The 24882-nt window shown below is 62.7% G+C and carries 20 protein-coding genes; 15 read left to right on the top strand and 5 right to left on the bottom strand.

The features are described 5' to 3' along the window. Nucleotides 1-37 precede the first annotated feature (37 nt). Both CAF78_RS14805 and CAF78_RS14800 read right to left on the bottom strand, forming a co-directional pair. Entirely contained in the window at nucleotides 38-1714 is a 1677-nt protein-coding gene (locus tag CAF78_RS14805) for a GspE/PulE family protein (RefSeq protein ID WP_085676391.1), read from the bottom strand. Nucleotides 1715-1812: 98 nt separating this feature from the next. Continuing rightward, the gene (locus CAF78_RS14800) at nucleotides 1813-2130 is read right to left on the bottom strand and encodes a hypothetical protein (protein WP_085676390.1); all 318 of its coding nucleotides are present in this window, start codon (nucleotides 2128-2130) and stop codon (nucleotides 1813-1815) included. A 127-nt stretch (nucleotides 2131-2257) separates the two neighbouring features. Between CAF78_RS14800 and CAF78_RS14795 the strand changes: the two genes are divergently transcribed. After that, a complete protein-coding gene (locus CAF78_RS14795) occupies nucleotides 2258-2728 on the top strand; it encodes an Lrp/AsnC family transcriptional regulator (protein WP_079230134.1) in 471 nt (156 codons plus the stop codon). Nucleotides 2729-2829: 101 nt separating this feature from the next. Here the strand turns inward: CAF78_RS14795 and CAF78_RS14790 are convergent, their stop codons facing one another. Next, entirely contained in the window at nucleotides 2830-4206 is a 1377-nt protein-coding gene (locus tag CAF78_RS14790; protein WP_085676389.1) for an inorganic triphosphatase, read from the bottom strand. A 114-nt stretch (nucleotides 4207-4320) separates the two neighbouring features. Between CAF78_RS14790 and argE the strand changes: the two genes are divergently transcribed. Both argE and argA read left to right on the top strand, forming a co-directional pair. Then, nucleotides 4321-5463, top strand: coding sequence for an acetylornithine deacetylase (argE, locus tag CAF78_RS14785; RefSeq protein ID WP_085676388.1), 1143 nt, complete (start codon nucleotides 4321-4323; stop codon nucleotides 5461-5463). A 125-nt stretch (nucleotides 5464-5588) separates the two neighbouring features. Next, nucleotides 5589-6887, top strand: coding sequence for an amino-acid N-acetyltransferase (gene argA / locus CAF78_RS14780; protein WP_085676387.1), 1299 nt, complete (start codon nucleotides 5589-5591; stop codon nucleotides 6885-6887). 150 nt (nucleotides 6888-7037) lie between these two features. On the opposite strand, the gene CAF78_RS14775 is transcribed toward argA, so the two are convergent. Beyond that, nucleotides 7038-8414 (bottom strand): glutamine synthetase family protein, encoded by a 1377-nt coding sequence (locus tag CAF78_RS14775; protein ID WP_085676386.1) that lies wholly within the window; start codon nucleotides 8412-8414, stop codon nucleotides 7038-7040. A 574-nt stretch (nucleotides 8415-8988) separates the two neighbouring features. Between CAF78_RS14775 and CAF78_RS14765 the strand changes: the two genes are divergently transcribed. The 7 genes from CAF78_RS14765 (at nucleotide 8989) to CAF78_RS14735 (ending at nucleotide 17311) form a co-directional block, all read left to right on the top strand. Further along, nucleotides 8989-10347, top strand: a complete 1359-nt coding sequence (locus CAF78_RS14765) for a glutamine synthetase family protein (protein ID WP_027920892.1) — start codon at nucleotides 8989-8991, stop codon at nucleotides 10345-10347. A gap of 46 nt (nucleotides 10348-10393) precedes the next feature. Next, nucleotides 10394-11755 (top strand): aspartate aminotransferase family protein, encoded by a 1362-nt coding sequence (locus CAF78_RS14760; RefSeq protein WP_085676385.1) that lies wholly within the window; start codon nucleotides 10394-10396, stop codon nucleotides 11753-11755. A 168-nt stretch (nucleotides 11756-11923) separates the two neighbouring features. Beyond that, on the top strand, nucleotides 11924-13021 hold the full coding sequence (locus CAF78_RS14755) for a polyamine ABC transporter substrate-binding protein (protein ID WP_085676384.1): 1098 nt from the start codon (nucleotides 11924-11926) through the stop codon (nucleotides 13019-13021). A gap of 174 nt (nucleotides 13022-13195) precedes the next feature. Continuing rightward, entirely contained in the window at nucleotides 13196-14290 is a 1095-nt protein-coding gene (locus tag CAF78_RS14750; protein ID WP_085676383.1) for a polyamine ABC transporter substrate-binding protein, read from the top strand. Between the two features lie 71 nt (nucleotides 14291-14361). After that, nucleotides 14362-15504, top strand: a complete 1143-nt coding sequence (locus tag CAF78_RS14745; protein ID WP_085676382.1) for an ABC transporter ATP-binding protein — start codon at nucleotides 14362-14364, stop codon at nucleotides 15502-15504. A gap of 35 nt (nucleotides 15505-15539) precedes the next feature. Next, nucleotides 15540-16421: an ABC transporter permease subunit gene (locus tag CAF78_RS14740; protein WP_177408544.1), complete on the top strand. Its 882-nt coding sequence runs from the start codon at nucleotides 15540-15542 to the stop codon at nucleotides 16419-16421. Continuing rightward, nucleotides 16418-17311 carry an ABC transporter permease subunit gene (locus CAF78_RS14735; RefSeq protein ID WP_085676380.1) on the top strand — a complete coding sequence of 298 codons (894 nt, stop codon included), beginning with the start codon at nucleotides 16418-16420 and terminating at the stop codon, nucleotides 17309-17311. Before CAF78_RS14740 ends, CAF78_RS14735 begins: the two co-directional genes overlap by 4 nt. A 106-nt stretch (nucleotides 17312-17417) precedes the next feature. On the opposite strand, the gene CAF78_RS14730 is transcribed toward CAF78_RS14735, so the two are convergent. Beyond that, entirely contained in the window at nucleotides 17418-17873 is a 456-nt protein-coding gene (locus tag CAF78_RS14730; protein ID WP_085676379.1) for a transposase, read from the bottom strand. Nucleotides 17874-18163: 290 nt separating this feature from the next. Here CAF78_RS14730 and CAF78_RS14725 point away from each other — a divergent pair, with 290 nt between their 5' ends. The 5 genes from CAF78_RS14725 (at nucleotide 18164) to CAF78_RS14705 (ending at nucleotide 24844) form a co-directional block, all read left to right on the top strand. Next, a complete protein-coding gene (locus CAF78_RS14725; protein WP_085676378.1) occupies nucleotides 18164-19252 on the top strand; it encodes an efflux RND transporter periplasmic adaptor subunit in 1089 nt (362 codons plus the stop codon). Beyond that, complete coding sequence (locus tag CAF78_RS14720) at nucleotides 19249-20316, top strand: efflux RND transporter periplasmic adaptor subunit (protein ID WP_085676377.1); 1068 nt, start codon at nucleotides 19249-19251, stop codon at nucleotides 20314-20316. The genes CAF78_RS14725 and CAF78_RS14720 overlap by 4 nt, the downstream gene beginning before the upstream one ends. Beyond that, nucleotides 20313-23378: an efflux RND transporter permease subunit gene (locus CAF78_RS14715; protein WP_085676376.1), complete on the top strand. Its 3066-nt coding sequence runs from the start codon at nucleotides 20313-20315 to the stop codon at nucleotides 23376-23378. Before CAF78_RS14720 ends, CAF78_RS14715 begins: the two co-directional genes overlap by 4 nt. 225 nt (nucleotides 23379-23603) lie before the next feature. Beyond that, nucleotides 23604-23786: a sulfur starvation response protein OscA gene (oscA, locus tag CAF78_RS14710; RefSeq protein ID WP_016712582.1), complete on the top strand. Its 183-nt coding sequence runs from the start codon at nucleotides 23604-23606 to the stop codon at nucleotides 23784-23786. 50 nt (nucleotides 23787-23836) lie between these two features. Beyond that, nucleotides 23837-24844, top strand: a complete 1008-nt coding sequence (locus tag CAF78_RS14705; protein ID WP_085676375.1) for a sulfate ABC transporter substrate-binding protein — start codon at nucleotides 23837-23839, stop codon at nucleotides 24842-24844. The last annotated feature ends 38 nt before the right edge of the window (nucleotides 24845-24882 follow it).

The following is a 24882-nucleotide window of genomic DNA, read 5'->3' as shown; positions in this document are numbered from 1 at the left end:
AACAGCCGCAAGTTCCTTGAATACAAGGGTTTTTTGCTCAGGAACAAACCCTCAGCACCTCCTCGGAACGGGTCAGCCCACGGGCCACTTTTGCCTCCCCGCAGCTGCGCAGATCCTGCAACCCTTCAGCTAGAGCCTGCCGTTGCAGTTCAGCCAGATCGCTGCTGGCGCCTATCCGGGCACGCAGGCTTTCGCTCGGTATCAGCAGTTCGAACAACCCCGTACGGCCACGGTAGCCGGTGCCCCGGCAAACCTGGCAAGGATCGCGCGATGGGCGGCCCTGGCACGCGTGGCAGAGCAGGCGCACCAGGCGTTGGGCCATGACGCCGCCCAGGGTCGCCCTGATCAGGTAATCGGCCACGCCCAGCTCCAGCAGGCGGGTAATGGCGCTGCAGGTGTCATTGGTGTGCAGGGTCGAAAGCACCAGGTGCCCGGTGAGCGCCGCCTGAACCGCCACCAGTGCGGTCTCGCGGTCGCGGATCTCGCCGATCATGATGATGTCCGGGTCCTGGCGCAGCAGGGCGCGCACGCCATCGGCAAAGCCCAGGCCCAGGGCAGGCTGCACCTGCAACTGGTTGAACGCTGGCTCCAGCCGCTCGATCGGGTCTTCGATGGTGCACAGGTTGACCTGCGGCGTGGCCAGCAGCTTGAGGCTGGCGTAGAGCGTGCTGGTCTTGCCGGAGCCGGTTGGCCCGGTCACCAGCAAAATGCCCTGGCGGCGCTGCAACAGCGTTTGCCACTGGCGCAACTGCTCGCCTTCCAGGCCCAGCTGGTCGAAGCCTTCCTGCCGTTGGCGCGGGTCGAACAGGCGCAGCACCAGTTTTTCACCAAAGGGCGTTGGCAGCGTCGAGAGGCGCAGCTCCACTTCGCTGCCGCCTGGCAGGCTGCTCTTCACCCGGCCGTCCTGCGGGCGGCGCTTTTCCGCTACATCCATGCGCCCCAGGTGCTTCAGGCGGCTGACCACGGCCAGGGTGACGCTGGCGGGGAAGGCGTAGACCGTGTGTAGCAGCCCGTCGATGCGGTAGCGCAGGTGGCCTTGTTCGCGGCGCGGCTCCAGGTGGATATCGCTGGCGCGCTGCTCGATCGCGTACTGCAGCAACCAGTCGACGATATGCACGATGTGCGCATCGTCGGCAGTGTCCTGCGCCTGGCGCTTGCCCAGCTCGAGCAACTGCTCGAGCTCGCCCAGGCTGGTCGCTTGCTGGTGCTGCGCACCTTGGACCGAGTGGGCCAGGCGAAACAGCGACTGGCCCAGCTGGCGGATCTGCAGCGGGCTGGCCAGCACCCGGCGGATCGGTTTGCCCAGGCTGCGCGCCAGGTCGGCCTGCCACAGCTGTTGATAGGGCTCGGCGCTGGCTACGGTGATGGCGTTGGCGTCGTTGGCCACGATCAGGATGCCGTGGCGTTGTGCGAAGGCAGGGGAGATCAGGCCATTGACCTGGGCTAGGTCGAGTTGCATGGGGTCGATGCGCAGGTAAGGCTGGCCGACTTTTTGCGCCAGCCATTGGCAAAGGGTGTCCAGGTTCAGCCGCTGGCCGGGCTGGCTGCGGTCCTCCAGGCCCAGCGCCGCGATGGTTTCAAGTGGGTGCTGAGCACCGTATCGGGACGCTTGTTCGCGAACCTGGCATGAATCGTTGGCGCTCAGGTGCTGGTCGGCTTGCAAGGCGTCCAGCAGGCTTTTGAGCTCGAGGGGTTGCTCGTCGGAAGTGAACATCGGCGGCGTCCGTGCCTTGAGGGAGTCATTGTTCAAGGCTAGCCGTGCCTGGCCCAGCGAGGCCCGGGAAAGGATTTCGGGATTTTGCGCCCCAGGCTTCAGCCCACCGCCAGTTCCAGGCGCGCCAGGTTTTCCAGGCTCACTTCCCCGACACACACCAGATTGCGCAGTTTTTGCGCAATCACTTGCGCCCGGTGCCAGCTCAAGCCGCCGATACCGACCTCGATATCGAGCCAGTCTTCCTGCTGGCTGACCTGTACGCTATGCGGCGTGAGGAACTGCAGGGCAAACAGGTTGAGCACCCGGCACAGGGTGTCCGGCTCGGCTTCGGCCTGCAGGTGATAGCGCACGGTGCTGTGGCTGGCGCTGGCGGCCCAGGCATCGCTGCGGGGCAAGGGGCGTTCGAGTGCGTTCATGCTGGGTCTCCGCGAATGTGGGAGAAATTCTTGCACGTTGAAGCGGGTATTTTTTCGCTATGATTCCATTGAATTCCTGGTACTACAGATTATTCAATTCGGATAAGCGAACTTTGGAGAATTATTCATGCAAGGCGAACTGGATGCCTATGACCGGCGCATTCTCGAGCTGCTGCAAGAGGACGCGTCGCTGTCCAGTGCGCAGATCGCCGAGCGTGTGGGGCTGTCACAATCGCCCTGCTGGCGCAGGATCCAGCGGCTGAAAGAGGAAGGGGTGATTCGTGGGCAGGTGACCCTGTTGGACCGCAAGAAGGTCGGCCTGAACACGCAGATCTTCGCCGAGGTGAAACTCAACGCCCACGGCCGTTCCAACTTCACCGAATTCACCGAGGCGATCCGCGGCTTTCCGGAAGTGCTGGAGTGCTATGTGCTGATGGGGGCGGTGGACTTTCTGCTGCGCATCGTCACCTCGGATATTGAGGCTTATGAGCGCTTCTTCTTCGAAAAACTCTCGAACGTGCCGGGGATTCAGGAAGTGAACTCGATTGTGGCGCTGTCTGAGATCAAATCCACCACCAGCCTGCCACTGTCGAGGTAGAGCCATTCGCGGGCAAGCCCGCTCCCACATGACCTTCCACAGGCCTCAGGCCTGTTGTCATCTGTGGGAGCGGGCTTGCCCGCGAAGAAGCAGACGCGTTATCAAGCCTTGAGCAGGTGCTTCCAGCCCCGGCTCTGATCCACCGCCCGAGCTTGCTCGATACGTGCTTCCAGCAGTTCGCCAGGCGCTTCGCCCAACGGCAGTTCCGCCAGTTCATGCAGCTTCTTCAGGTCGCCGTACAGGCGGTCCATCTGTGGCGCTTCGAGGACCTGGCGGGCATGGTGCAGCCAGGCCAGCAGCTGTTCGATACGCGGCAGCTGTTCGGCCAGGTCTTCCGGGCGCTGGGTGTACAGCGGCAGCTTCAGCGAGCGGCCTTCCTCACCCAGCAGGTGCGCCAGCCAGCTGGCCAGCTGCGCCTTGCCCTGGCGCTCGCCACGGCCCTTGCGTTCCACGGTCCAGGCGCGAGCCAGCAGCCAGCGCGAGGTTTCCAGGGAGAACTGGCCCCAGCGCACGTCTTCAAGCTCTTCGATGAACTGCTCCGGCGCGGCACGGCGGATGTCTTCGTCGTCATTGCCGGCCTGCACCAGCGGGCGCCAGTCTTCCAGCAGCGCGTCCAGGCTGGCGCGCAGCTCGCGGGTGGTCGCGCGTGGCGCGGCCTGGCCCAGGCTGGCAACCAGTGCGCGCAGTTCGGCCAGGCATTGCACCCAGTCCTGCAGCAAGCGCCAGTGGCCATTGTGGCGGTATTGCTCGGCCAGGCGCTGGCTGCTGCCCAGCAGTTGCCAGGCGAGGGCGCTGAAGGCGTCGTCCACGGCCATTTCGGCGTCCAGCTCGGTGCTTGGCAGGCCCAGCTCGTAGCTGTCCGGCTCCAGCAGGCGGTAGCCGCGTTCGGCCTTGCTGATGTCGCATGGCATCAGCGGCAGGCTGGCGGCCAGCTCGGCAGCCAGTTCCAGCAGCGCTTCAGGGGCGCCTTCGCGCAGCTCCAGTTCGAGCTCGCAGATCGCTTCCTTTTGCTTGCCGGCGATCACGAAGCCCTGGTCCAGCGCGGCCTCGATCACCACCTTGCTCTTGCCACGGCCCCAGGCGATTTCGGCGAACTCGCGGGTGAAGTCGGTGGTGAACAGCGGCTTGATGGTTTTCTTGTCCAGTTCGGCCAGTTGCTCGGGCCAGCAGGTGGCGTCGAGCTTTTTCAGGTCGAGCTTGACCTTGTCCAGGTGCCATTCGTATTCGTTGCGCTCGGACAGCCCGGCGACGCTCTGGCCGCGGCACTTCAGGGTCTGGATGACCTGGTCGCCGTCACGGCGCAGGCGCAGGGCGACACGGGCGGCGGAGAGCTCGCGCGCAGGCGTGTCAAAGTACTGGTTGAGCAGCTCGCGGGTCTGCCAGCCGGACTTGTTGCGCTTTTTCAGCAGGGGGTGCTCGCGCAGGGCAGCCAGGGTCTCGCGACTGGCGCGGAGCTTGAGTTCGGTTTCTTTGTGCATCGCAGGCTCGAAGGAGGGCGTGTTTGCCGTGCAGTCTACAGGACTGGGCCGGCAACGGTTTATTCCTTGCGCCGGATGGCCCTATGATGGGCAACGCTTCCGAGGAGTACGCGCATGCCGTTGCCAACGCTGAAAGACCAGTTTGCCGCCTTGATCGCCGCGCCCTCGGTCAGTTGCACCCAGCCAGCATTGGACCAGTCCAACCGCCAGGTCATCGACCTGCTGGCCGGCTGGCTGGGCGATCTGGGTTTCAGCTGCGACATCCGCCAGGTCAGCCCCGGCAAGTTCAACCTGCTGGCCAGCCGCGGCAGCGGCCCCGGTGGCCTGGTGCTGGCCGGCCACAGCGACACCGTGCCCTACGACGAACAACTGTGGGCCAGCGACCCGCTCAAGCTGACCGAAGCCGATGGCCGTTGGGTCGGCCTGGGCAGCTGCGACATGAAAGGCTTTTTCGCCTTGATCATCGAAGCAGTGATTCCGCTGCTTGAGCATGATTTCAAGCAGCCGTTGCTGATCCTCGCCACCTGCGACGAAGAAAGCTCCATGTCCGGCGCCCGCGCCCTGGCTGCCGCCGGCCAGCCGCTCGGCCGCGCGGCGGTGATCGGCGAGCCCACGGGCCTGCGGCCAATCCGCATGCACAAGGGCATCCTCATGGACCGCATCGACATCCTCGGGCGCAGCGGCCATTCGTCCGACCCGAGCCTGGGCCACAGCGCGATGGAGGCCATGCACGAGGTGATGGGTGAGCTGATGGGCCTGCGCCGGCAGTGGCAGGCAACCTTCCGCAACCCGCAATTTACCGTGCCCACGCCCACCATGAACTTCGGCTGCATCCATGGTGGTGACAACCCCAATCGCATCTGTGGCCAGTGCGCGCTGGAGTTCGACCTGCGCCCGCTGCCCGGCATGGACGTCGAACAGTTGCGCGCTGCCATTCGCGGCAAGCTGCAGCCGGTAGCCGAGCGCCATGAGGTGCGGATCGACTACGCACCGCTGTTCCCAGAGGTGCCGCCCTTCGAGCAGGCTGCCGATGCCGAGCTGGTGCAAGTGGCCGAGCGCCTTACCGGCCATCGCGCCGAAGCGGTGGCGTTCGGTACCGAAGCGCCTTATCTTCAGCAGCTGGGTTGCCAGACCATCGTGCTGGGCCCCGGCGACATCGCCTGCGCCCACCAGCCTGGCGAATACCTTGAAATGTCACGAATCGAGCCTACCGTGCGTCTATTGCGTGACCTGATCCGGCACTACTGCCTGAATTAAACGTCCACCCTGTTGATTCGTTCTTGCCTAGAGGAGACCGCGCGTGACCGCAAGCCTGTTCCGACGATGATCCTGAACGCCGTGTGATTCACCGTTCTCCGTCCACTTTATCCACAGGCCCCGTCATGCCCGAATACGTCAACTGGCTACGTCATGCCTCCCCGTACATCAATGCCCATCGCGACTGCACCTTCGTGGTCATGCTCCCCGGCGATGGGGTTGAACACCCGAATTTCGGCAATATCGTCCACGACCTGGTGCTGCTGCACAGCCTGGGGGTGCGCCTGGTGCTGGTGCATGGTTCGCGCCCACAGATCGAAAGCCGCCTGGCTGATCGCGGCCTGACGCCGCACTACCACCGGGGCATGCGCATCACCGATGCCGCCACCCTGGACTGCGTGATCGATGCCGTCGGCGCCCTGCGCCTGGCCATCGAGGCGCGCCTGTCGATGGACATCGCCGCCTCGCCGATGCAGGGTTCGCGCCTGCGTGTGGCTTCCGGCAACCTGGTCACCGCACGGCCGATCGGCGTGCTGGAAGGGGTGGACTACCACCACACCGGCGAAGTGCGCCGGGTCGATCGCAAGGGCATCAGCCGCCTGCTCGACGAGCGCTCCATCGTGCTGCTGTCGCCGCTGGGCTACTCGCCCACTGGTGAAATCTTCAACCTGGCCTGCGAAGACGTCGCCACCCGTGCGGCCATCGAACTGGGTGCCGACAAGCTGCTGCTGTTCGGTGCCGAGCCTGGCCTGCTGGATGAAAGCGGCAAGCTGGTGCGTGAACTGCGCCCGCAACAGATCGCCCCGCACCTGGCGCGCCTGGGCAGCGATTATCAGGCCGAGCTGCTGGATGCCGCTGCCGAGGCCTGCAAAGGCGGTGTGGCGCGTAGTCATATCGTCAGTTATGCCGAAGACGGTGCGCTGCTGACCGAACTGTTCACCCGCGAAGGTGGCGGTACGCTGGTGTCGCAGGAGCAGTTCGAGGTGGTGCGCGAGGCAACCATCGAGGATGTCGGTGGCTTGCTGGAGCTGATCAGCCCGCTGGAAGAGCAGGGCATTCTGGTGCGTCGTTCGCGCGAGGTGCTGGAGCGCGAGATCGAGCAGTTCAGCGTGGTCGAGCGTGAGGGGATGATCATTGCCTGCGCGGCGCTGTACCCGATTGCCGATTCGCAGGCGGGTGAATTGGCGTGCCTGGCGGTGAACCCGGAATACCGCCACGGCGGGCGCGGGGATGAGCTGCTGGAGCGGATCGAGGGGCGGGCGCGGCAGATGGGGTTGAATACCTTGTTCGTGCTTACCACGCGCACGGCGCACTGGTTCCGGGAGCGCGGGTTTGCGCCTAGCGGCGTCGAGCGGCTGCCGGCGGCGCGGGCTTCGCTGTACAACTACCAGCGCAATTCGAAGATTTTCGAGAAATCGCTGTAAACCTGCAGCGGCCTCTTCGCGGGCGCGCCCGCTCCCACAGGATACTCACAATGCTTGAGCCTGTGATGTACCTGTGAGAGCGGGCAAGCCCGCGAAGCAGGCGGCGCGGTCCCGAATGAAAAACGCCGCCCTTGTGGGCGGCGTTTTCGTTTACACGGTATGCAGGTACCAGTTGTACTCGAGGTCGGAGATCGAGTGCTCGAACTCCTCCAGCTCGCTCTCCTTGCACGCGACGAAGATGTCGATGTACTTCGGATCGATGTACTTGTTCAGGATCTCGCTGTCGTCCAGCTCGCGCAGGGCATCGCGCAGGTTGTTCGGCAGGCTTTGCTCCAGCTGCTCGTACGAGTTGCCTTCAATTGGCGTGCCTGGCTCGATCTTGTTGGTCAGGCCGTGGTGCACGCCTGCCAGCACGGCAGCCATCATCAGGTACGGGTTGGCGTCGGCGCCGGCAACGCGGTGCTCGATACGCACGGCATCTGCAGAGCCGGTTGGCACGCGCAGGGCCACGGTACGGTTGTCCAGGCCCCAGCTCGGCGCGTTCGGTACGTAGAACTGCGCGCCAAAGCGGCGGTACGAGTTGACGTTCGGGCAGAGGAACGCCATGGACGCAGGCAGGGTCTCGAGCACACCGCCGACAGCGTGACGTAGCGCGGCGTTCTGCTCGGGATCCTCGCTGGTGAAGATGTTGTTGCCATCTTTGTCCAGCACGGAGATGTGTACATGCAGGCCGTTGCCTGCCTGGCCCGGGTAGGGCTTGGCCATGAAGGTGGTGTCCATTTCATGGTCGTAGGCGATGTTCTTGATCAACCGCTTGAGCAGCACCGCGTAGTCGCAGGCCTTGAGCGGGTCGGCAACGTGGTGCAGGTTGACTTCGAACTGCGCCGGGGCGCTTTCCTTGACGATGGCGTCAGCCGGGATGCCTTGCTCTTTCGCGCCTTCGAGGATGTCCTGCAGGCAGTCGGCATATTCGTCGAGGTCGTCGATCAGGTACACCTGGGTCGATTGTGGGCGCTTGCCCGAGATAGGCGAGCGTGGCGGCTGCGGACGGCCGTTCACGTTCTCCTGGTCGATCAGGTAGAACTCCAGCTCGAACGCGGCGCAGATGGTCAGGCCCATTTCGGTGAACTTGCTCACCACCTGACGCAGCACTTCGCGCGGGTCGGCGAAGAACGGCTCGCCTTCCAGTTCGTGCATGGTCATCAGCAGCTGCGCGGTCGGGCGCTTTTGCCATGGCTCATTACAGAGCGTGTCGGGGATTGGATAGCAGATGCGGTCAGCATCGCCGATATCCAGGCCCAGCCCAGTGCTTTCGACGGTGGAACCGTTGATGTCCAGGGCGAAGAGGGAGGCAGGCAGGTTGATGCCTTTCTCGTAAACCTTGTGGAGGCTGGTGCGCTCAATGCGCTTGCCACGCACCACACCATTCATATCTGCAATCAGAAGGTCAACGTAGAGAACCTCAGGATGTTCCTTAAGGAACGCGTTCGCTTCGTTAAGCTGAACGGCACGCGGGGGTACCGACATGATGCAACACCTTTGTTGTTAAAAATATCAATCAAGGGGGGCTTGCAGGACCAGTCAATCGAAAAGACAAACTGATGTCAAGCCAACCCCATGATGCCCTGAAATGGCACATCGACGGCAGATTTGCTGCATATCGGGGCGTGCCATTATCCGCTATTTCCCTCGCAAAGGGCTATCTCCGACATGCCGTGTTTTATTTTTTACGGAGGTGTTGTGTAAAAAAATTAACAAGGCTAAGCTCGGACTCAACCCAGAACACAATAATACGAGGGTCACATGGTCCGCTTGTCGCGACCTGAACGCGCTGCCTGCGCAGTGCAGTCGGGTATCCCTGCCGTTCCCGCACGCATCAGTCGAGCTGTGGCCTGCATGGCCGCAATAATTGACGCTTTGCGCACCTGGACCACACCTCGTAACGCTTTTTCGTTGCTCTTCTCGTATTCCTGCCCTTTGATGCCACTACGGACACGCTTGGTTTCAGTGTATCCACAGTGCGCCTGCGCGTGGGTTTTTGCTTTAGCAATCTACTCCATCCAGAATCAGGGCGCGGACCACCTTACCTCCTGAGGTATTTATGAGTAACAACCTCGACCAGCTCACCGATTGGTTGAAAGAGCACAAGATCACCGAAGTCGAATGCCTGATCAGCGACCTGACCGGCATCACCCGCGGCAAGATCTCGCCGACCAACAAATTCATCGCCGAAAAAGGCATGCGCCTGCCCGAGAGCGTGCTGCTGCAGACCGTGACCGGCGACTATGTCGACGATGACATCTATTACGACCTGCTCGACCCGGCCGACATCGACATGATCTGCCGCCCCGACCAGGACGCCGTGTTCCTGGTGCCATGGGCCATCGAGCCGACCGCCCAGGTGATCCACGACACCTACGACAAGAAGGGCAACCCGGTCGAACTGTCGCCGCGCAACGTGCTGAAGAAAGTGCTCAAACTCTACGCCGACAAGGGTTGGCAGCCGATCGTCGCGCCGGAGATGGAGTTCTACCTCACCAAGCGCAGCGAAGACCCGGACTTCCCGCTGCAGCCGCCGGTCGGCCGCTCTGGCCGCCCGGAAACCGGCCGCCAGTCGTTCTCGATCGAGGCCGCCAACGAGTTCGACCCGCTGTTCGAAGACGTCTACGACTGGTGTGAACTGCAGCGCCTGGACCTCGACACGCTGATCCACGAAGACGGCACGGCGCAGATGGAAATCAACTTCCGTCACGGCGACGCCCTGCACCTGGCCGACCAGATCCTGGTGTTCAAACGCACCATGCGCGAGGCCGCGCTCAAGCACAACGTGGCCGCCACCTTCATGGCCAAGCCGATGACCGGCGAGCCGGGCAGCGCCATGCACCTGCACCAGAGCGTAGTCGACGTGGCCACCGGCAAGAACATCTTCAGCAACGAAGACGGCAGCATGAGCGAGCTGTTCCTGCACCACATCGGTGGCCTGCAGAAGTTCATCCCCGAAGCGCTGCCGCTGTTCGCCCCCAACGTCAACTCGTTCCGCCGCTTCCTGCCCGACACCTCGGCGCCGGTGAACGTCGAGTGGGGCGAGGAAAACCGCACCGTCGGCCTGCGCGTACCGGATGCCGGCCCGCAGAACCGCCGTGTCGAGAACCGCCTGCCGGGCGCCGATGCCAACCCTTACCTGGCCATCGCCGCCAGCCTGCTGTGCGGCTATATCGGCATGGTCGAGGGCATCGAAGCCAGCGCGCCGGTCCAGGGCCGTGGCTACGAACGCCGCAACCTGCGCCTGCCGCTGACCATCGAGGACGCCCTCGAGCGCATGGAAATCAGCCGTGCGCTGGTGCAGTACCTGGGCAAGAAGTTCATCACCGGCTACGTCGCCACCAAGCGCGCCGAGCACGAGAACTTCAAGCGCGTCATCAGCTCCTGGGAACGTGAATTCCTGCTGTTCGCTGTCTGATCAACCCTGAGGCCGCTGGTGCGGCCGCCGGAAAATGGAGAGGCACATGAGCGTCAACAACCCGCAAACCCGTGAATGGCAAAACCTGAGCGGCGAGCACCACCTTGCACCCTTCTCTGACTACAAGCAGTTGAAGGAGAAGGGGCCGCGCATCATCACCAAGGCGCAGGGTGTGCATTTGTGGGACAGCGAGGGGCACAAGATCCTCGACGGCATGGCCGGCCTGTGGTGCGTGGCGGTCGGCTATGGCCGTGAAGAACTGGTGCAGGCGGCAGAAAAGCAGATGCGCGAGCTGCCGTACTACAACCTGTTCTTCCAGACCGCTCACCCGCCCGCCCTGGAACTGGCCAAGGCGATCACCGAGGTGGCGCCCGAGGGCATGACCCATGTGTTCTTCACCGGCTCCGGCTCCGAAGGCAACGACACCGTGCTGCGCATGGTTCGCCACTACTGGGCGCTGAAGGGCAAGCCGCACAAGCAGACCATCATCAGCCGCATCAACGGCTACCACGGCTCCACCTTCGCCGGTGCGTGCCTGGGCGGCATGAGCGGCATGCACGAGCAAGGTGGGCTGCCGATCCCGGGCATCGTGCACATTCCTCAGCCGTACTGGTTCGGTGAGGGCGGCGACATGAGCCCTGACGATTTCGGCGTGTGGGCTGCCGAACAGCTTGAGAAAAAGATCCTGGAAGTCGGCGAAGACAACGTCGCCGCCTTTATCGCCGAGCCGATCCAGGGGGCCGGCGGGGTCATCATTCCGCCGGAAACCTACTGGCCGAAGGTCAAGGAGATCCTGGCCAAGTACGACATCCTCTTCGTCGCCGACGAAGTGATCTGTGGCTTCGGGCGCACAGGCGAGTGGTTCGGCTCCGACTACTACGACCTCAAGCCCGACCTGATGACCATCGCCAAAGGCCTGACCTCCGGTTACATCCCCATGGGTGGTGTGATCGTGCGTGACAAGGTGGCCAAGGTGATCAGCGAAGGTGGCGACTTCAACCACGGCTTCACCTATTCCGGCCACCCGGTGGCGGCCGCGGTGGGGCTGGAGAACCTGCGCATCCTGCGCGACGAGAAGATTGTCGAGAAGGCACGCACGGAAGTGGCACCCTACTTGCAAAAACGTCTGCGCGAGCTGCAGGACCATCCGCTGGTGGGCGAGGTGCGCGGCCTGGGCATGCTCGGCGCGATCGAGCTGGTCAAGGACAAGGCCACCCGCAGCCGTTACGAAGGCAAGGGCGTGGGCATGGTGTGCCGCAACTTCTGCTTTGAAAACGGCCTGATCATGCGCGCGGTGGGCGACACCATGATCATCGCGCCGCCGCTGGTGATCAGCCATGCCGAAGTGGATGAATTGGTGGAAAAGGCGCGCAAATGCCTCGATTTGACCCTTGAGGCGATTCGATAAGCGTTTGCTAGGCTAGCGATGTGACATTAAGTCGTTACAAGGCCCTGCTTTCCTTGAAACAGAGCCTTGTAACTTGCCAGACTAGCGGCTGTTTCAGTGGCCGCGCGCTCTGCACCATGGGTCCTGGCTTCTGGACAGTTGCTAAATAAAAATTCTGGAGCATTACGCATGAATAAAATGGGCAAGACGTTGCTGGCCGCCGCCCTGATGGGTGCCATGGCTACCGCTGTTCAGGCTGAAGACAAAGTGTTGAACGTCTACAACTGGTCGGACTACATCGCTCCGGACACCATCGCCAAGTTCGAGAAGCAGACCGGTATCAAGGTCAAGTACGACGTCTTCGACAGCAACGAAACCCTGGAAGCCAAGCTGCTGGCCGGCAAGTCGGGCTACGACATCGTCGTGCCGTCCAACAACTTCCTGGCCAAGCAGATCAAGGCTGGCGTCTACGAGGAGCTGGACCGCTCCAAGCTGACCAACTGGAAGAACCTCGACGAAGACCTGCTCAAGGCCGTTGGCGATGCCAGCGACCCGGGCAACAAGCACGCCTTCCCGTACATGTGGGGCTCGATCGGCATCGGCTACAACCCGGAGAAGGTCAAGGCCGCGCTGGGCGTGGACAAGATCGATTCGTGGGACGTGGTGTTCAAGCCTGAGAACATCGCCAAGCTCAAGAGCTGCGGCGTGAGCTTCCTGGATGCCCCGACCGAGATGATCCCGGCCGCACTGCATTACCTGGGCAAGCCGACCAACAGCACCAGCAAGGAAGACCTGAAGGCCGCCGAAGATCTGTTCCTCAAGATCCGTCCTTCGATCACCTACTTCCACTCGTCCAAGTACATTGGCGACATGGCCAACGGCAACATTTGCGTGGCTGTCGGCTATTCGGGTGACCTGGAGCAGTCCAAGGCCCGTGCCCACGAAGCCGGCGACAAGGTCAAGGTGGACTACGTGATTCCCAAAGAAGGTGCCGGCACCTTCTACGACATGGTCGCCATCCCGAAAGATGCCGAGCATAAAGACGCCGCCTACCAGTTCATGAACTTCCTGCTGCAGCCGGAAGTCATGGCCGAAATCACCAACGCTGTGCGCTTCCCGAATGGCAACGCCGCTGCCACCCAGTTCGTGGACAAGGCAATCACCAGCGATCCAAGCATCTATCCACCGGCTGAAGTGAAGAAACAGCTGTATGCCATCGCTGCACCTGAAGCCAAGGTCCAGCGTGACATCACCCGTAGCTGGACCAAGATCAAATCGGGCAAGTAACCCCGATGCGTGACCTCTGGGCCGGGGTTTTCCGGCCCAGAGCCAGTGAATGGCAATTGATGATTGCGGCATCGAAGCTGCGCAGGTAAGTTGCGCGCCGGTTTTGCGTGTGCGGCAGCGCTTGTACCCAATAAGTACGCCGTCACCAAGGCACTGATTGTGAGGACCACCCACTTGTCTATTTCTGTATTACGCAAGGCCTTGATGGCTGGAGCGGGCCTGACGCTGGCATGCAGCGTCCAAGCGGCGCCTACGGTGCACTTCTACAACTGGTCGGACTATATCGGCCCGAACACCCTCGCGGACTTCGAGAAAGCAACGGGCATCAAACCCGTGCAGGACGTGTTCGATTCCAACGAAACCCTGGAAGGCAAACTGCTGGCCGGCAACACCGGCTATGACGTGGTGGTGCCGTCCAACCATTTCCTCGGCAAGCAGATCAAGGCGGGCGCGTTCCAGAAGCTCGACAAGAGCCTGCTGCCCAATTATTCCAACCTGGACCCGGCGCTGATGAAGCGCCTGGAAAAGAACGACCCGGGCAACCAGTACGCCGTGCCTTACCTGTGGGGCACCAACGGCATCGGTTACAACGTCGACAAGGTCAAGGCCGCGCTGGGCGTGGACACCATCGACTCGTGGGCCGTGCTGTTCGAACCCGAGAACATGAAGAAGCTCTCCAAGTGCGGTGTGGCCTTCCTCGACTCGGCGGACGAAATGCTCCCGGCGGTGCTCAACTACATGGGCCTCAACCCCAACAGCACCGACCCCAAGGACTATGCAAAGGCCGAGCAGAAGTTGCTGGCGGTACGCCCGTACGTGACCTACTTCCACTCGTCCAAGTACATCACCGACCTGGCCAACGGCGACATCTGCGTCGCGGCAGGTTTTTCGGGTGATGTGTTCCAGGCCAAGGCCCGCGCTGAGGAAGCGAAGAAGGGCGTGAACCTGGCCTACGCCATTCCCAAGGAAGGCGGCAACCTCTGGTTCGACGTGCTGGCGATCCCCAAGGACGCCAAGAACGTGAAAGAGGCGCACGCCTTCATCAACTATTTGCTGAAACCTGAGGTTATCGCCCAGGTCAGTGATTACGTCGGTTACGCCAACCCGAACCCCAAGGCTGGCGACCTGATGGACCAGGCCGTGAGGACTGACGCTGCGGTTTACCCACCGCAGGAAGTGCTGGACAAGATGTTCGTGAACTCAGAGTTGCCGCCCAAGGTGCAGCGTCTGATGACCCGTAGCTGGACCAAGGTCAAGTCGGGCAAGTAATTATCCAGACCCGTTGCGGTACCTGGAACACAGGCCGCGCGGGCACAAAAATCTTGTTGGGAGTTTCACTCATGGCAGTTGCCTCCGGTGCCTATAAGAAAGCCCTCGAGGGTGGCCAGCAACCCAAGCAGGTGCTGGTCAAGATCGACCGGGTTACAAAAAAATTCGACGAAACGGTCGCCGTGGACGATGTGTCCCTGGAAATCCGCAAAGGCGAGATCTTCGCCCTGCTGGGTGGCTCCGGTTCCGGCAAGTCGACCTTGCTACGCATGCTGGCCGGCTTCGAGCGCCCGACTGAAGGGCGGATCTTCCTCGACGGCGTCGACATCACCGACATGCCGCCGTACGAGCGGCCGATCAACATGATGTTCCAGTCCTACGCGCTGTTCCCGCACATGACCGTGGCGCAGAACATCGCCTTCGGTCTGCAGCAGGACAAGATGCCCAAGGCCGAGATCGACGCCCGCGTGGCCGAGATGCTCAAGCTGGTGCACATGACCCAGTACGCCAAGCGCAAGCCGCACCAGCTTTCCGGTGGCCAGCGCCAACGTGTGGCCCTGGCCCGTTCCCTGGCCAAGCGCCCCAAGCTGTTGCTGCTCGACGAGCCGATGGGCGCGCTGGACAAGAAACTGCGTTCGCAGATGCAGCTGGAGCTGGTGGAAATCATCGAGCGCGTGGGCGTGACCTGCGTGATGGTGACCCACGACCAGGAAGAGGCCATGACCATGGCCCAGCGCATCGCCATCATGCACCTGGGCTGGATCGCCCAGATCGGCTCGCCGGTGGATATCTACGAGACCCCGACCAGCCGCCTGGTGTGCGAATTCATCGGTAACGTCAACCTGTTCGACGGCGAAGTGGTCGACGACGCCGAAGGCCACGCGATCATTGCCAGCCCGGAGCTGGAGCGCAAGATCTACGTCGGCCACGGCATCACCACTTCGGTTGAAGACAAGCACATCACCTACGCCCTGCGCCCGGAGAAGCTGCTGGTCACCACCAGCCAGCCGGAATTCGAGCACAACTGGTCGCGCGGCAAGGTCCACGACATCGCCTACCTGGGTGGCCACTCGGTGTTCTACGTCGAGCTGCCGAGCGGCAAGGTGGTCCAGTCGTTCGTCGCCAACACCGAGCGCCAGGGCGCCCGCCCGACCTGGGGCGATGAGGTGTACGTGTGGTGGGAAGACGACAGCGGCGTGGTACTGCGGTCATGAAACCACGCAAGCTCAAGCGAGCCTTCCAGCGTTTGATTCCGGAGGGGCGGCACGTGGTGATCGGGATTCCGTTCATCTGGCTGTTCCTGTTCTTCATGCTGCCGTTCTTCATCGTGCTGAAGATCAGCTTCGCCGAAGCCGACGTGGCGATCCCGCCGTATACCGAGATCTACAGCTACGTCGAAGACAAGATCCAGTTGGTGCTCAACATGGCCAACTACGGCCTGTTGACCGAGGATGAGCTGTACATCTCGGCCTACCTGGGCTCGTTGAAGATGGCTTTCTTCAGCACCTTGCTGTGCCTGCTGATCGGCTACCCGATGGCCTACGCCATCGCCAACGCCAAGAAGGAGACCCAGACGGTCCTGCTGCTGCTGATCATGATGCCGACCTGGACCGCGATCCTGATCCGCGTCTATGCCTGGATGGGCATCCTCAGCAACAACGGGCTGCTCAACGGCTTCCTGCTGTGGATCGGCTTGATCGATCAGCCGTTGCAGATCCTCAACACCAACCTGGCGGTGTATATCGGCGTGGTCTATTCGTACCTGCCGTTCATGATCCTGCCGCTGTTCGCCAACCTGGTGAAGCACGACCCGAGCCTGCTCGAAGCTGCTTCGGACCTGGGCTCGAGCACCTTCAACAGCTTCTGGAAGATCACCGTGCCGCTGTCGAAGAACGGCATCATCGCCGGCTGCATGCTGGTGTTCATCCCGGTGGTGGGCGAGTTCGTCATTCCTGAGCTGCTGGGCGGCCCGGAAACCCTGATGATCGGTAAAGTGCTGTGGCAGGAGTTCTTCAACAACCGTGACTGGCCGGTGGCATCCGCCCTGGCGGTAGTGATGCTGGCGATCCTGATCGTGCCGATCCTGCTGTTCAACCGCAGCCAGGCCAAAGAAATGGAGGGCAGAGCATGAAACGCTTCAGTTTTTCCAAGCTGATGCTGGTGCTCGGCTTGCTGTTCATCTACCTGCCGATGCTGATCCTGGTGATCTACTCGTTCAACGCCTCCAAGCTGGTGACGGTGTGGGGTGGCTGGTCGGTGAAATGGTACGTCGGCCTGCTCGACAATACCCAGCTGATGGGTTCGGTGATGCGCTCGCTGGAAATCGCCTGCTACACGGCGGTGGCGGCAGTGGCGCTGGGTACCCTGGCGGCCTTCGTGCTGACCCGGGTCACCCGCTTCAAGGGCCGCACGCTGTTCGGCGGCCTGGTCACCGCGCCGCTGGTGATGCCTGAGGTGATCACCGGTCTGTCGCTGTTGCTGCTGTTCGTGGCCATGGCGCAGATGATCGGCTGGCCGCAGGAGCGTGGCATCGTCACCATCTGGATCGCCCACACCACGTTCTGTGCGGCGTATGTGGCGGTGGTGGTGTCGGCACGCCTGCGTGAGCTGGACCTGTCGATCGAGGAAGCGGCGATGGACCTGGGTGCCAAGCCGTGGAAGGTGTTCTTCCTGATCACCATCCCGATGATCGCACCGTCGTTGGCGGCGGGCGGCATGATGTCGTTCGCGCTGTCGCTGGACGACCTGGTGCTGGCCAGCTTCGTGTCCGGCCCGGGTTCGACCACCTTGCCGATGGAAGTGTTCTCGGCGGTACGCCTGGGCGTGAAGCCTGAGATCAACGCCGTGGCCAGCCTGATCCTGCTGTCGGTGTCGCTGGTGACCTTCTTTGTCTGGTACTTCAGCCGCCGTGCCGAAGAGCGTCGTCGCAAGGCGATCCAGCAGGCGATCGAGGAAGGCGCGGCGGCCAACGCCTCGCAGCCGCAGGTCAAGCGCCCGACTCAGGTTGCTGCGTCGGCCTGACCCGGCCCTTTCGCGGGCAAGCCCGCTCCCACAGGTTATGTGCAATCCTGAAGGCATGCACAGTAACTGTGGGAGCGGGCTTGCCCGCGAAGGCCCCAACATGGATTTACAGCCATACCGCATCCCAATATGGGTATTCCCTGACACTCTTGACCAATCCGGCTCTTAAAGGATTGGCAACAATGTACCGGGCCACATGCACCACATTCTCCTCCCTGCGCAGAGCATGGTCCTGATAACCCGGCTGCCATATCGGCTTGTTCCTGACTCCCGCCTTGCGCAATGCAATGGCTGTGCGTGATTTGAACCGGCGCATCAGTGTTCCCAATGCCACTTCCCTCAGCTCGATCAGCCAATGCAGATGGTCCGGCATCACTACCCAGGCCAGAGAACGGCAATCCTGAATGTCATTTGAGAACCGCAGATGTTTGACCACCAGGCGAGCGTGGTGGAAGTCGTGGAACAGTGGCTGTCGCTGGTATGTGATGGTGGTCAGCATGTAGAGCCTGCCAGGCTCGGAGATGCGCTCACGACGCAGTCGGTGGGATTCGGCTAACGGCATTGTGATCTTCCTTGAAGTTGTACCTCCCTTTGAAGGTAGCGGCTGAAGTGGGGTTTGGCGGGTGGCTGAGAGTTTCTGGATATGGCAGAAGCAGAAGGGTGGCTGTACCGGCCCTTTCGCGGGCATGCCCGCTCCCACAAGTCCAGCATGGACTTCAAGGCGGGCGCTTAGCCTGTGGGAGCGGGTTCACCCGCGAAGAGGCCTGTCCCCCACCAGTGATGTTTATCGAACCCTGAACTACGCTGACAGTCGCATCCCACAAATCATTTGTGCGCAAGCAAGGAGCCAGCATGGCGTTGATGCGTCCGCTGTCGGTCGTTTGCCTGGGGCTGCTGTACATGCTCACCGGCTGTAGCAAGGAAGAGGTACCCGAGACACTGCCTCGGGTGGGTGTGCAGCAGGTCCAGCCCACCGATTTCGCTGCCAGGGTAACCCTGACCGGCGACGTGCAGGCGCGGGTGCAGACCGACCTGTCATTCCGTGTGGGCGGCAAGATCATTGCCCGTAGCGTCGATGTAGGCGACCACGTCAAGGCCAACCAGGTATTGGCGCGGCTCGACCCCAAAGACCTGCAGAACAACGTCGATTCGGCCAAGGCCGAGGTGTTCGCCGCCCAGGCGCGGGTCACCCAGACCAGCGCCGCCTTCGTGCGCCAGCAGAAACTGCTGCCCAAGGGCTACACCAGCCAGAGCGAATACGACTCTGCCGAAGCCGCGCTGCGCAGCAACCAGAGCGCGCTCAAGGCCGCCCAGGCACAGCTGGCCAACGCCAATGAGCAACTGAGCTACACCGCGCTGGTGTCCGAGGCCGATGGCGTGATCACCGAGCGCCAGGCCGAGGTCGGCCAGGTGGTGCAGGCGACCATGCCAATCTTCAGCCTGGCCCGTGACGGCGACCGCGATGCCGTGTTCAACGTCTATGAATCCCTGCTGGTGGCGCCACCCAGCGACGCCGGCGTGATCGTCAGCCTGCTGGATGACCCCAAGGTCCAGGCCCATGGCTTTGTCCGTGAAATCACCCCCACCGTGTCGGCGCAAAGCGGCACGGTGCAAGTCAAGGTGGCGCTGAAGGACGTGCCTCCGGGCATGCAGCTGGGCGCGCCGGTCACTGCCAGCACCAATGCGGTGGGGCGGCCGAGCATCGAGTTGCCGTGGTCGGCGTTGACCAAGGCGCTGCATGAACCGGCAGTCTGGGTGGTGGGCGAGGGCGACAAGGTCGAACTGCGCAAGGTCGAGGTCAGCCGCTACCTGACCGGCAAGATCGTTGTCGCCAGCGGCCTGAAGGGTGGCGAGACCGTGGTGGTCAACGGTAGCCAGCTGCTGCACCCCGGCATGCAGGTAGAAAAGGTCGATGCCAAGGCCCAAGGGGGTGAGCTATGAGGCGCCTGCTGCTGATACTGTCAGCCGGCCTGCTGCTGGCCGCCTGCGGTAGCGAGGAGGAAGCGCCCGAGCCGATCCGGCCGGTGCTGTCGGTGAAGGTGGAGCCGCAGGTGCAGTCGCAGCTGGGTCGCTTCGCCGGCCTGATCGAGGCGCGCTTCGAAAGCACCTTGGGCTTCCGGGTTGGCGGGCGCATTGCCCGGCGTTGGCTGGATGTGGGCGCCCAGGTCAAACCGGGTGACACCCTGGCCACGCTCGACCCCACCGACCAGCAGAACCAGTTGCGCGCCGCCGAGGGCGACCTGGCCAAGGTGCAGGCACAGTGGATCAACGCCCAGGCCGATGCCCGTCGCCAGCAGCAGCTGTACGACCGCGGCGTCGGTGCCCAGGCGCAACTGGACATCGCCCAGACCAACCTGAAAACCACCAGCGCCGCGCTGGAGCAGGCACGCTCGGCGCTGAGCCAGGCCCAGGACCAGCTCGACTACAGCACCCTGCGCACCGACCACGCAGCCGTGATCACCGCCTGGCAGGCCGAAGCCGGGCAGACCGTCACCGCCGGCCAGGCGGTGGTGACCCTGGCGCGGCCGGATGTGAAGGAGGCGGTGATCGACCTGCCGATCGGCCTGGCCGAGCAACTGAACAAGGACCTGACCTTCACTGTCGCCTCGCAGCTCGACCCGACCATCAACACCACCGCCACCCTGCGCGAGCTGGAGCCGCAGGCCGACGCGACGACCCGGACCCGCCGCGCACGCCTGACCTTGGCCAGCACCCCGGCGGCCTTCCACCTGGGCACTGCGATCAGCGTGACCCTGAGCTCGGACGTGAGCCCGCGCAGCGAGCTGCCGCTGAGTGCCCTGCTCGAACGTGACGGCAAGACGCAGGTCTGGGTGATCGATACCCAGCAGAAAACCGTGGGTACCCGCGACGTCACCCTGATCGACCGCACTGCCGACAGCATCGTCCTGGCTTCGGGCGTGCAGCCGGGCGAGCGCGTGGTGACGGCGGGCGTGAACAGCCTCAAGCCTGGCCAGAAGGTCACCTTCGACGAGGATGCGCAATGAAAGGAAGCTTCAACCTGTCCGAATGGGCGCTCAAGCATCAATCCTTCGTCTGGTACCTGATGTTCGTCGGCCTGCTGATGGGCATTTTCTCGTACTTCAACCTCGGCCGTGAGGAAGACCCTTCGTTCACCATCAAGACCATGGTGATCCAGACCCGCTGGCCTGGCGCGACCCAGGACGAAACCCTCTACCAGGTCACCGACCGCATCGAGAAGAAGCTCGAGGAACTCGACTCCCTCGACTACACCAAGAGCTACACCCGCCCAGGCGAATCCACGGTGTACGTGTACCTGCGCGACACCACCAAGGCCAAGGACATCCCGGAAATCTGGTACCAGGTGCGCAAGAAGATCCAGGACATCCGTGGCCAGTTCCCTGCCGGCATCCAGGGGCCGGGGTTCAACGATGAGTTCGGCGACGTGTTCGGCTCGATCTATGCGTTTACCGCCGACGGCCTGACCCTGCGCCAGTTGCGTGACTACGTGGAACAGGCGCGGGCCGAGGTGCGCGATGTGCCCAACATCGGCAAGATCGAGCTGATCGGTACCCAGGACGAAGTGCTGTACCTGAACTTCTCGACCCGCAAGCTGGCCGCCCTGGGCATCGACCAGCGCCAGGTCATGCAGGCCCTGCAATCGCAGAACGCGGTGACCCCGGCCGGGGTGATCGAGGCTGGCCCCGAGCGCATTTCGGTACGCACCACTGGGCAGTTCGCCTCGGAAAAGGACCTGCAGACCGTCAACCTGAAGATCAACGACCGCTTCTTCCGCCTGGCTGACATCGCCGATATCCAGCGCGGCTACGTCGACCCGCCGTCACCGATGTTCCGCTACAACGGCCAGACCGCCATCGGCCTGGCCATCGGCATGAAGGCCGGCGGCAACATGCAGGTGTTTGGCGCGGCGCTGAAAAAACGCATGGACCGGGTGATCGAAGACCTGCCGGTGGGCGTCGGGGTGCACACCGTGTCGGACCAGGCCGTAGTGGTCAAGCAGGCGGTTGGCGGCTTCACCAGCGCGCTGTTCGAAGCGGTGGTGATCGTGCTGGCGGTGAGCTTTGTCAGCCTGGGCATGCGCGCCGGCCTGGTGGTGGCCTGTTCGATCCCGCTGGTGCTGGCGATGGTGTTCGTGTTCATGGAATACAGCGGCATCACCATGCAGCGGATTTCGCTGGGTGCGCTGATCATTGCCCTGGGCCTGCTGGTGGATGACGCGATGATCACCGTCGAGGTGATGGTCACGCGCCTGGAAATGGGCGAGAGCAAGGAGCAGGCGGCCACGTTCGCCTATACCTCCACGGCGTTCCCTATGCTGACCGGTACCTTGGTGACGGTGGCCGGCTTCGTGCCCATCGGCCTCAACGCCAGCTCGGCGGGTGAGTACACCTACACTTTGTTCGCAGTGATCGCTGTGGCGCTGATGGTATCGTGGGTGGTGGCGGTGTTCTTCGCCCCGGTGCTGGGCGTGCATATCCTCAGCAGCTCCAAGCTCAAGGCCCATGAAGCAGAGCCAGGGCGCGTCGGCCGGGCCTTCGAGCATGGCCTGCTGTGGTGCATGCGCAACCGTTGGCTGACCATCATCGGCACCGTGCTGCTGTTTGCCCTGGCGATCTTCTGCGAGCGCTTCGTGCAGAACCAGTTCTTCCCTTCATCGGACCGCCCGGAAATCCTCGTCGACCTCAACTTGCCGCAGAACGCCTCGATCGAGGAAACCCGCAAGGTGGTGGACCGCTTCGAGGCGCGGATCAAGGACGACCCGGACCTGGTGCACTGGAGCACCTACATCGGCCAAGGTGCGATCCGCTTCTACCTGCCCCTCGACCAGCAGCTGCAGAACCCGTACTACGCGCAGTTGGTGATCGTCAGCAAAGGGTTCGAAGAGCGTCAGGGCATGATGGACCGCCTGCAGAAGATCCTGCGTGAAGAGTTCGTCGGCATCGGCGTCAACGTGCAATCGCTGGAGATGGGCCCGCCGGTCGGCCGACCGATCCAGTACCGGGTCAGCGGCGCCAATATCGACGAGGTGCGCAAGCACGCCATCGACCTGGCCACCTTGCTCGACCAGAACGAGCACATCGGCGAGATGATCTACGACTGGAACGAGCCCGGTAAGGTGCTGCGCGTGGAAATCGCCCAGGACAAGGCACGCCAGTTGGGGCTGTCGTCGGAAGACGTGGCCAACGTGATGAACAGTATCGTCAGCGGCGTGCAGATCACCCAGGTCAACGACAACATCTACCTGGTCAATGTGGTCGCCCGCGCCGAGGACAGCGAGCGCGGTTCACCCGATACCCTGCAGAACCTGCAGATCCTGACCCCCAACGGCACCTCGATCCCGCTGCTGTCGTTCGCCACTGTGCGTTACGAGCTGGAGCAGCCACTGGTGTGGCGCCGCGACCGCAAGCCGACCATCACCATCAAGGCCTCGGTCAACGGCGACATCCAGCCCACCGACCTGGTGGCCCAGCTGAAACCGAAGATCGACGAATTCGCCAGCAAGCTGCCTGCGGGCTTCGAAGTGGCCACCGGCGGTACCGTGGAGGAGAGCGCCAAGGCACAAGGGCCGATCCGCAAGGTCATCCCGTTGATGCTGTTCCTGATGGCGACCTTCCTGATGATCCAGCTGCACAGCGTGCAGAAGCTGTTCCTGGTGGTCAGCGTGGCGCCGCTGGGGCTGATCGGCGTGGTGCTGGCGCTGGTGCCGACGGGCACGCCCATGGGCTTCGTGGCGATCCTCGGCATCCTCGCGCTGGCGGGCATCATCATTCGTAACTCGGTGATCCTGGTGACCCAGATCGACGAGTTCGAGGCCCAGGGCTTCTCGCCGTGGGATGCGGTGGTGGAGGCCACCAACCACCGGCGCCGGCCGATCCTGCTGACGGCAGCGGCAGCGAGCCTGGGCATGATCCCGATTGCCCGCGAGGTGTTCTGGGGGCCGATGGCCTACGCCATGATCGGCGGGATCATCGTCGCCACCCTGCTGACGCTGTTGTTTTTGCCGGCACTGTATGTGGCCTGGTACAAGATCCGCGAGCCTGAGCACAAGGCCAGCCCTCAACACTGAACCCTGTGGGAGCGGGCTTGCCCGCGAATGCGATGGTGAACTCACTGCCGCATTCGCGGGCAAGCCCGCTCCCACAAGGGGGGCGGTGTCGTATTTTAAAAATGGTTATATAAACATTCTTAAACAGTATTTTTAAGAATATCCGCGCCTCACTAGTATTGCCTCAAGCCAGGCGCAAATTCCCCTTCAAACCTCAGCCCGGCACCTACTCCAAGGAGAACGAGCATGAGTGCATCGCTGCGTAGCATCGACGGTCAGGACGAAGCCACCATTCTGCGGGAAATCCAGAGCGCCCTGCGCGACCTGCGATTCGGTGCGGTGGAGATCACCGTGCACAACGCTCAGGTCGTACAGATCGAGCGCAAGGAGAAGTTCCGCCTGCAACAGCCCGGCAACAAGGCCGGCTGATTCGCGCCTCAACATCCAAAACTAGAAAAATGCCAATCGGGAGCTTCACCATGTCCATCCGCCGTTATGCGCTCGCCGCTCTGGCCAGTGCTGTTTTTGCCGGTTCCGCCATCGCCAAGGACTACGAACTGCTGAACGTGTCCTATGACCCGACCCGTGAGCTGTATCAGCAGTACAACGCCGAATTCATCAAGCACTGGCAACAGGCCCATCCGGGCGACAAGGTGAAGATCCAGCAATCCCATGGCGGCTCGGGCAAGCAGGCCCGCGCGGTGATCGACGGCCTGCGCGCCGACGTGGTGACGTTGGCCCTGGCCGGCGATATCGACGAAGTCGCCAAGCTCGGCAAGACCTTGCCGGACAACTGGCAGACCCGCCTGCCGGACGCCAGTACCCCGTACACCTCGACCATCGTGTTCCTGGTGCGCAAGGGCAACCCGAAAGGCATCAAGGACTGGGGCGACCTGATCAAGAAGGACGTCTCGGTGATCACCCCCAACCCGAAAACCTCTGGTGGCGCCCGCTGGAACTTCCTTGCCGCCTGGGCCTACGGCCTGAAGGCCGGCGGTAGCGAAGACAAGGCCAAGGCCTACGTGCAGGAGTTGTTCAAGCACGTGCCGGTACTGGACACTGGCGCCCGCGGCTCGACCATCACCTTCGTCAACAACGGCCAGGGCGACGTGCTGCTGGCCTGGGAGAACGAAGCCTTCCTGGCGCTGAAGGAGGACGGTGGCGCCGACAAGTTCGACATCGTCGTGCCGTCGCTGTCGATCCTCGCCGAACCGCCAGTGGCGGTGGTCGACAAGAACGCCGAGAAGAAGGGCAATACCGAGATTGCCGCTGAATACCTCAAGCACCTGTACAGCCCGGCCGGGCAGAAGATCGCTGCCGAGAACTTCTACCGCCCGCGTGACGAGAAAGTCGCTGCCGAATTTGGCAAGCAGTTCCCGAAACTGGACCTGGTGACCATCGACAAGGACTTCGGCGGCTGGAAGACTGCACAGCCTAAGTTCTTCAATGATGGCGGTGTGTTCGACCAGATCTATCAGGCACAGTAAGGCCACGGAAAAGCGGGGCCGCTCTGCGGCCCATCGCA

It is taken from the genome of Pseudomonas sp. R28(2017), assembly GCF_002112505.1.
GTDB lineage: Bacteria > Pseudomonadota > Gammaproteobacteria > Pseudomonadales > Pseudomonadaceae > Aquipseudomonas.
Note: the sequence above shows the minus strand (reverse complement) of the source record. Positions and strands in the feature narration are given on the sequence as shown.

Bases quoted from the DNA above. Each gene is read 5' to 3' on its own strand.
- CAF78_RS14805 (WP_085676391.1), bottom strand. From the start codon at position 1,714: ATGTTCACTTCCGACGAGCAACCCCTCGAGCTCAAAAGCCTGCTGGAC.
- CAF78_RS14800 (WP_085676390.1), bottom strand. From the start codon at position 2,130: ATGAACGCACTCGAACGCCCCTTGCCCCGCAGCGATGCCTGGGCCGCC.
- argA (WP_085676387.1), top strand. From the start codon at position 5,589: ATGCCCGAATACGTCAACTGGCTACGTCATGCCTCCCCGTACATCAAT.
- CAF78_RS14760 (WP_085676385.1), top strand. From the start codon at position 10,394: ATGAGCGTCAACAACCCGCAAACCCGTGAATGGCAAAACCTGAGCGGC.
- CAF78_RS14730 (WP_085676379.1), bottom strand. From the start codon at position 17,873: ATGCCGTTAGCCGAATCCCACCGACTGCGTCGTGAGCGCATCTCCGAG.
- CAF78_RS14790 (WP_085676389.1), bottom strand. From the start codon at position 4,206: ATGCACAAAGAAACCGAACTCAAGCTCCGCGCCAGTCGCGAGACCCTG.
- CAF78_RS14755 (WP_085676384.1), top strand. From the start codon at position 11,924: ATGAATAAAATGGGCAAGACGTTGCTGGCCGCCGCCCTGATGGGTGCC.
- CAF78_RS14765 (WP_027920892.1), top strand. From the start codon at position 8,989: ATGAGTAACAACCTCGACCAGCTCACCGATTGGTTGAAAGAGCACAAG.
- CAF78_RS14735 (WP_085676380.1), top strand. From the start codon at position 16,418: ATGAAACGCTTCAGTTTTTCCAAGCTGATGCTGGTGCTCGGCTTGCTG.
- oscA (WP_016712582.1), top strand. From the start codon at position 23,604: ATGAGTGCATCGCTGCGTAGCATCGACGGTCAGGACGAAGCCACCATT.
- CAF78_RS14705 (WP_085676375.1), top strand. From the start codon at position 23,837: ATGTCCATCCGCCGTTATGCGCTCGCCGCTCTGGCCAGTGCTGTTTTT.
- CAF78_RS14715 (WP_085676376.1), top strand. From the start codon at position 20,313: ATGAAAGGAAGCTTCAACCTGTCCGAATGGGCGCTCAAGCATCAATCC.
- CAF78_RS14725 (WP_085676378.1), top strand. From the start codon at position 18,164: ATGGCGTTGATGCGTCCGCTGTCGGTCGTTTGCCTGGGGCTGCTGTAC.
- CAF78_RS14775 (WP_085676386.1), bottom strand. From the start codon at position 8,414: ATGTCGGTACCCCCGCGTGCCGTTCAGCTTAACGAAGCGAACGCGTTC.
- CAF78_RS14795 (WP_079230134.1), top strand. From the start codon at position 2,258: ATGCAAGGCGAACTGGATGCCTATGACCGGCGCATTCTCGAGCTGCTG.
- argE (WP_085676388.1), top strand. From the start codon at position 4,321: ATGCCGTTGCCAACGCTGAAAGACCAGTTTGCCGCCTTGATCGCCGCG.
- CAF78_RS14720 (WP_085676377.1), top strand. From the start codon at position 19,249: ATGAGGCGCCTGCTGCTGATACTGTCAGCCGGCCTGCTGCTGGCCGCC.
- CAF78_RS14745 (WP_085676382.1), top strand. From the start codon at position 14,362: ATGGCAGTTGCCTCCGGTGCCTATAAGAAAGCCCTCGAGGGTGGCCAG.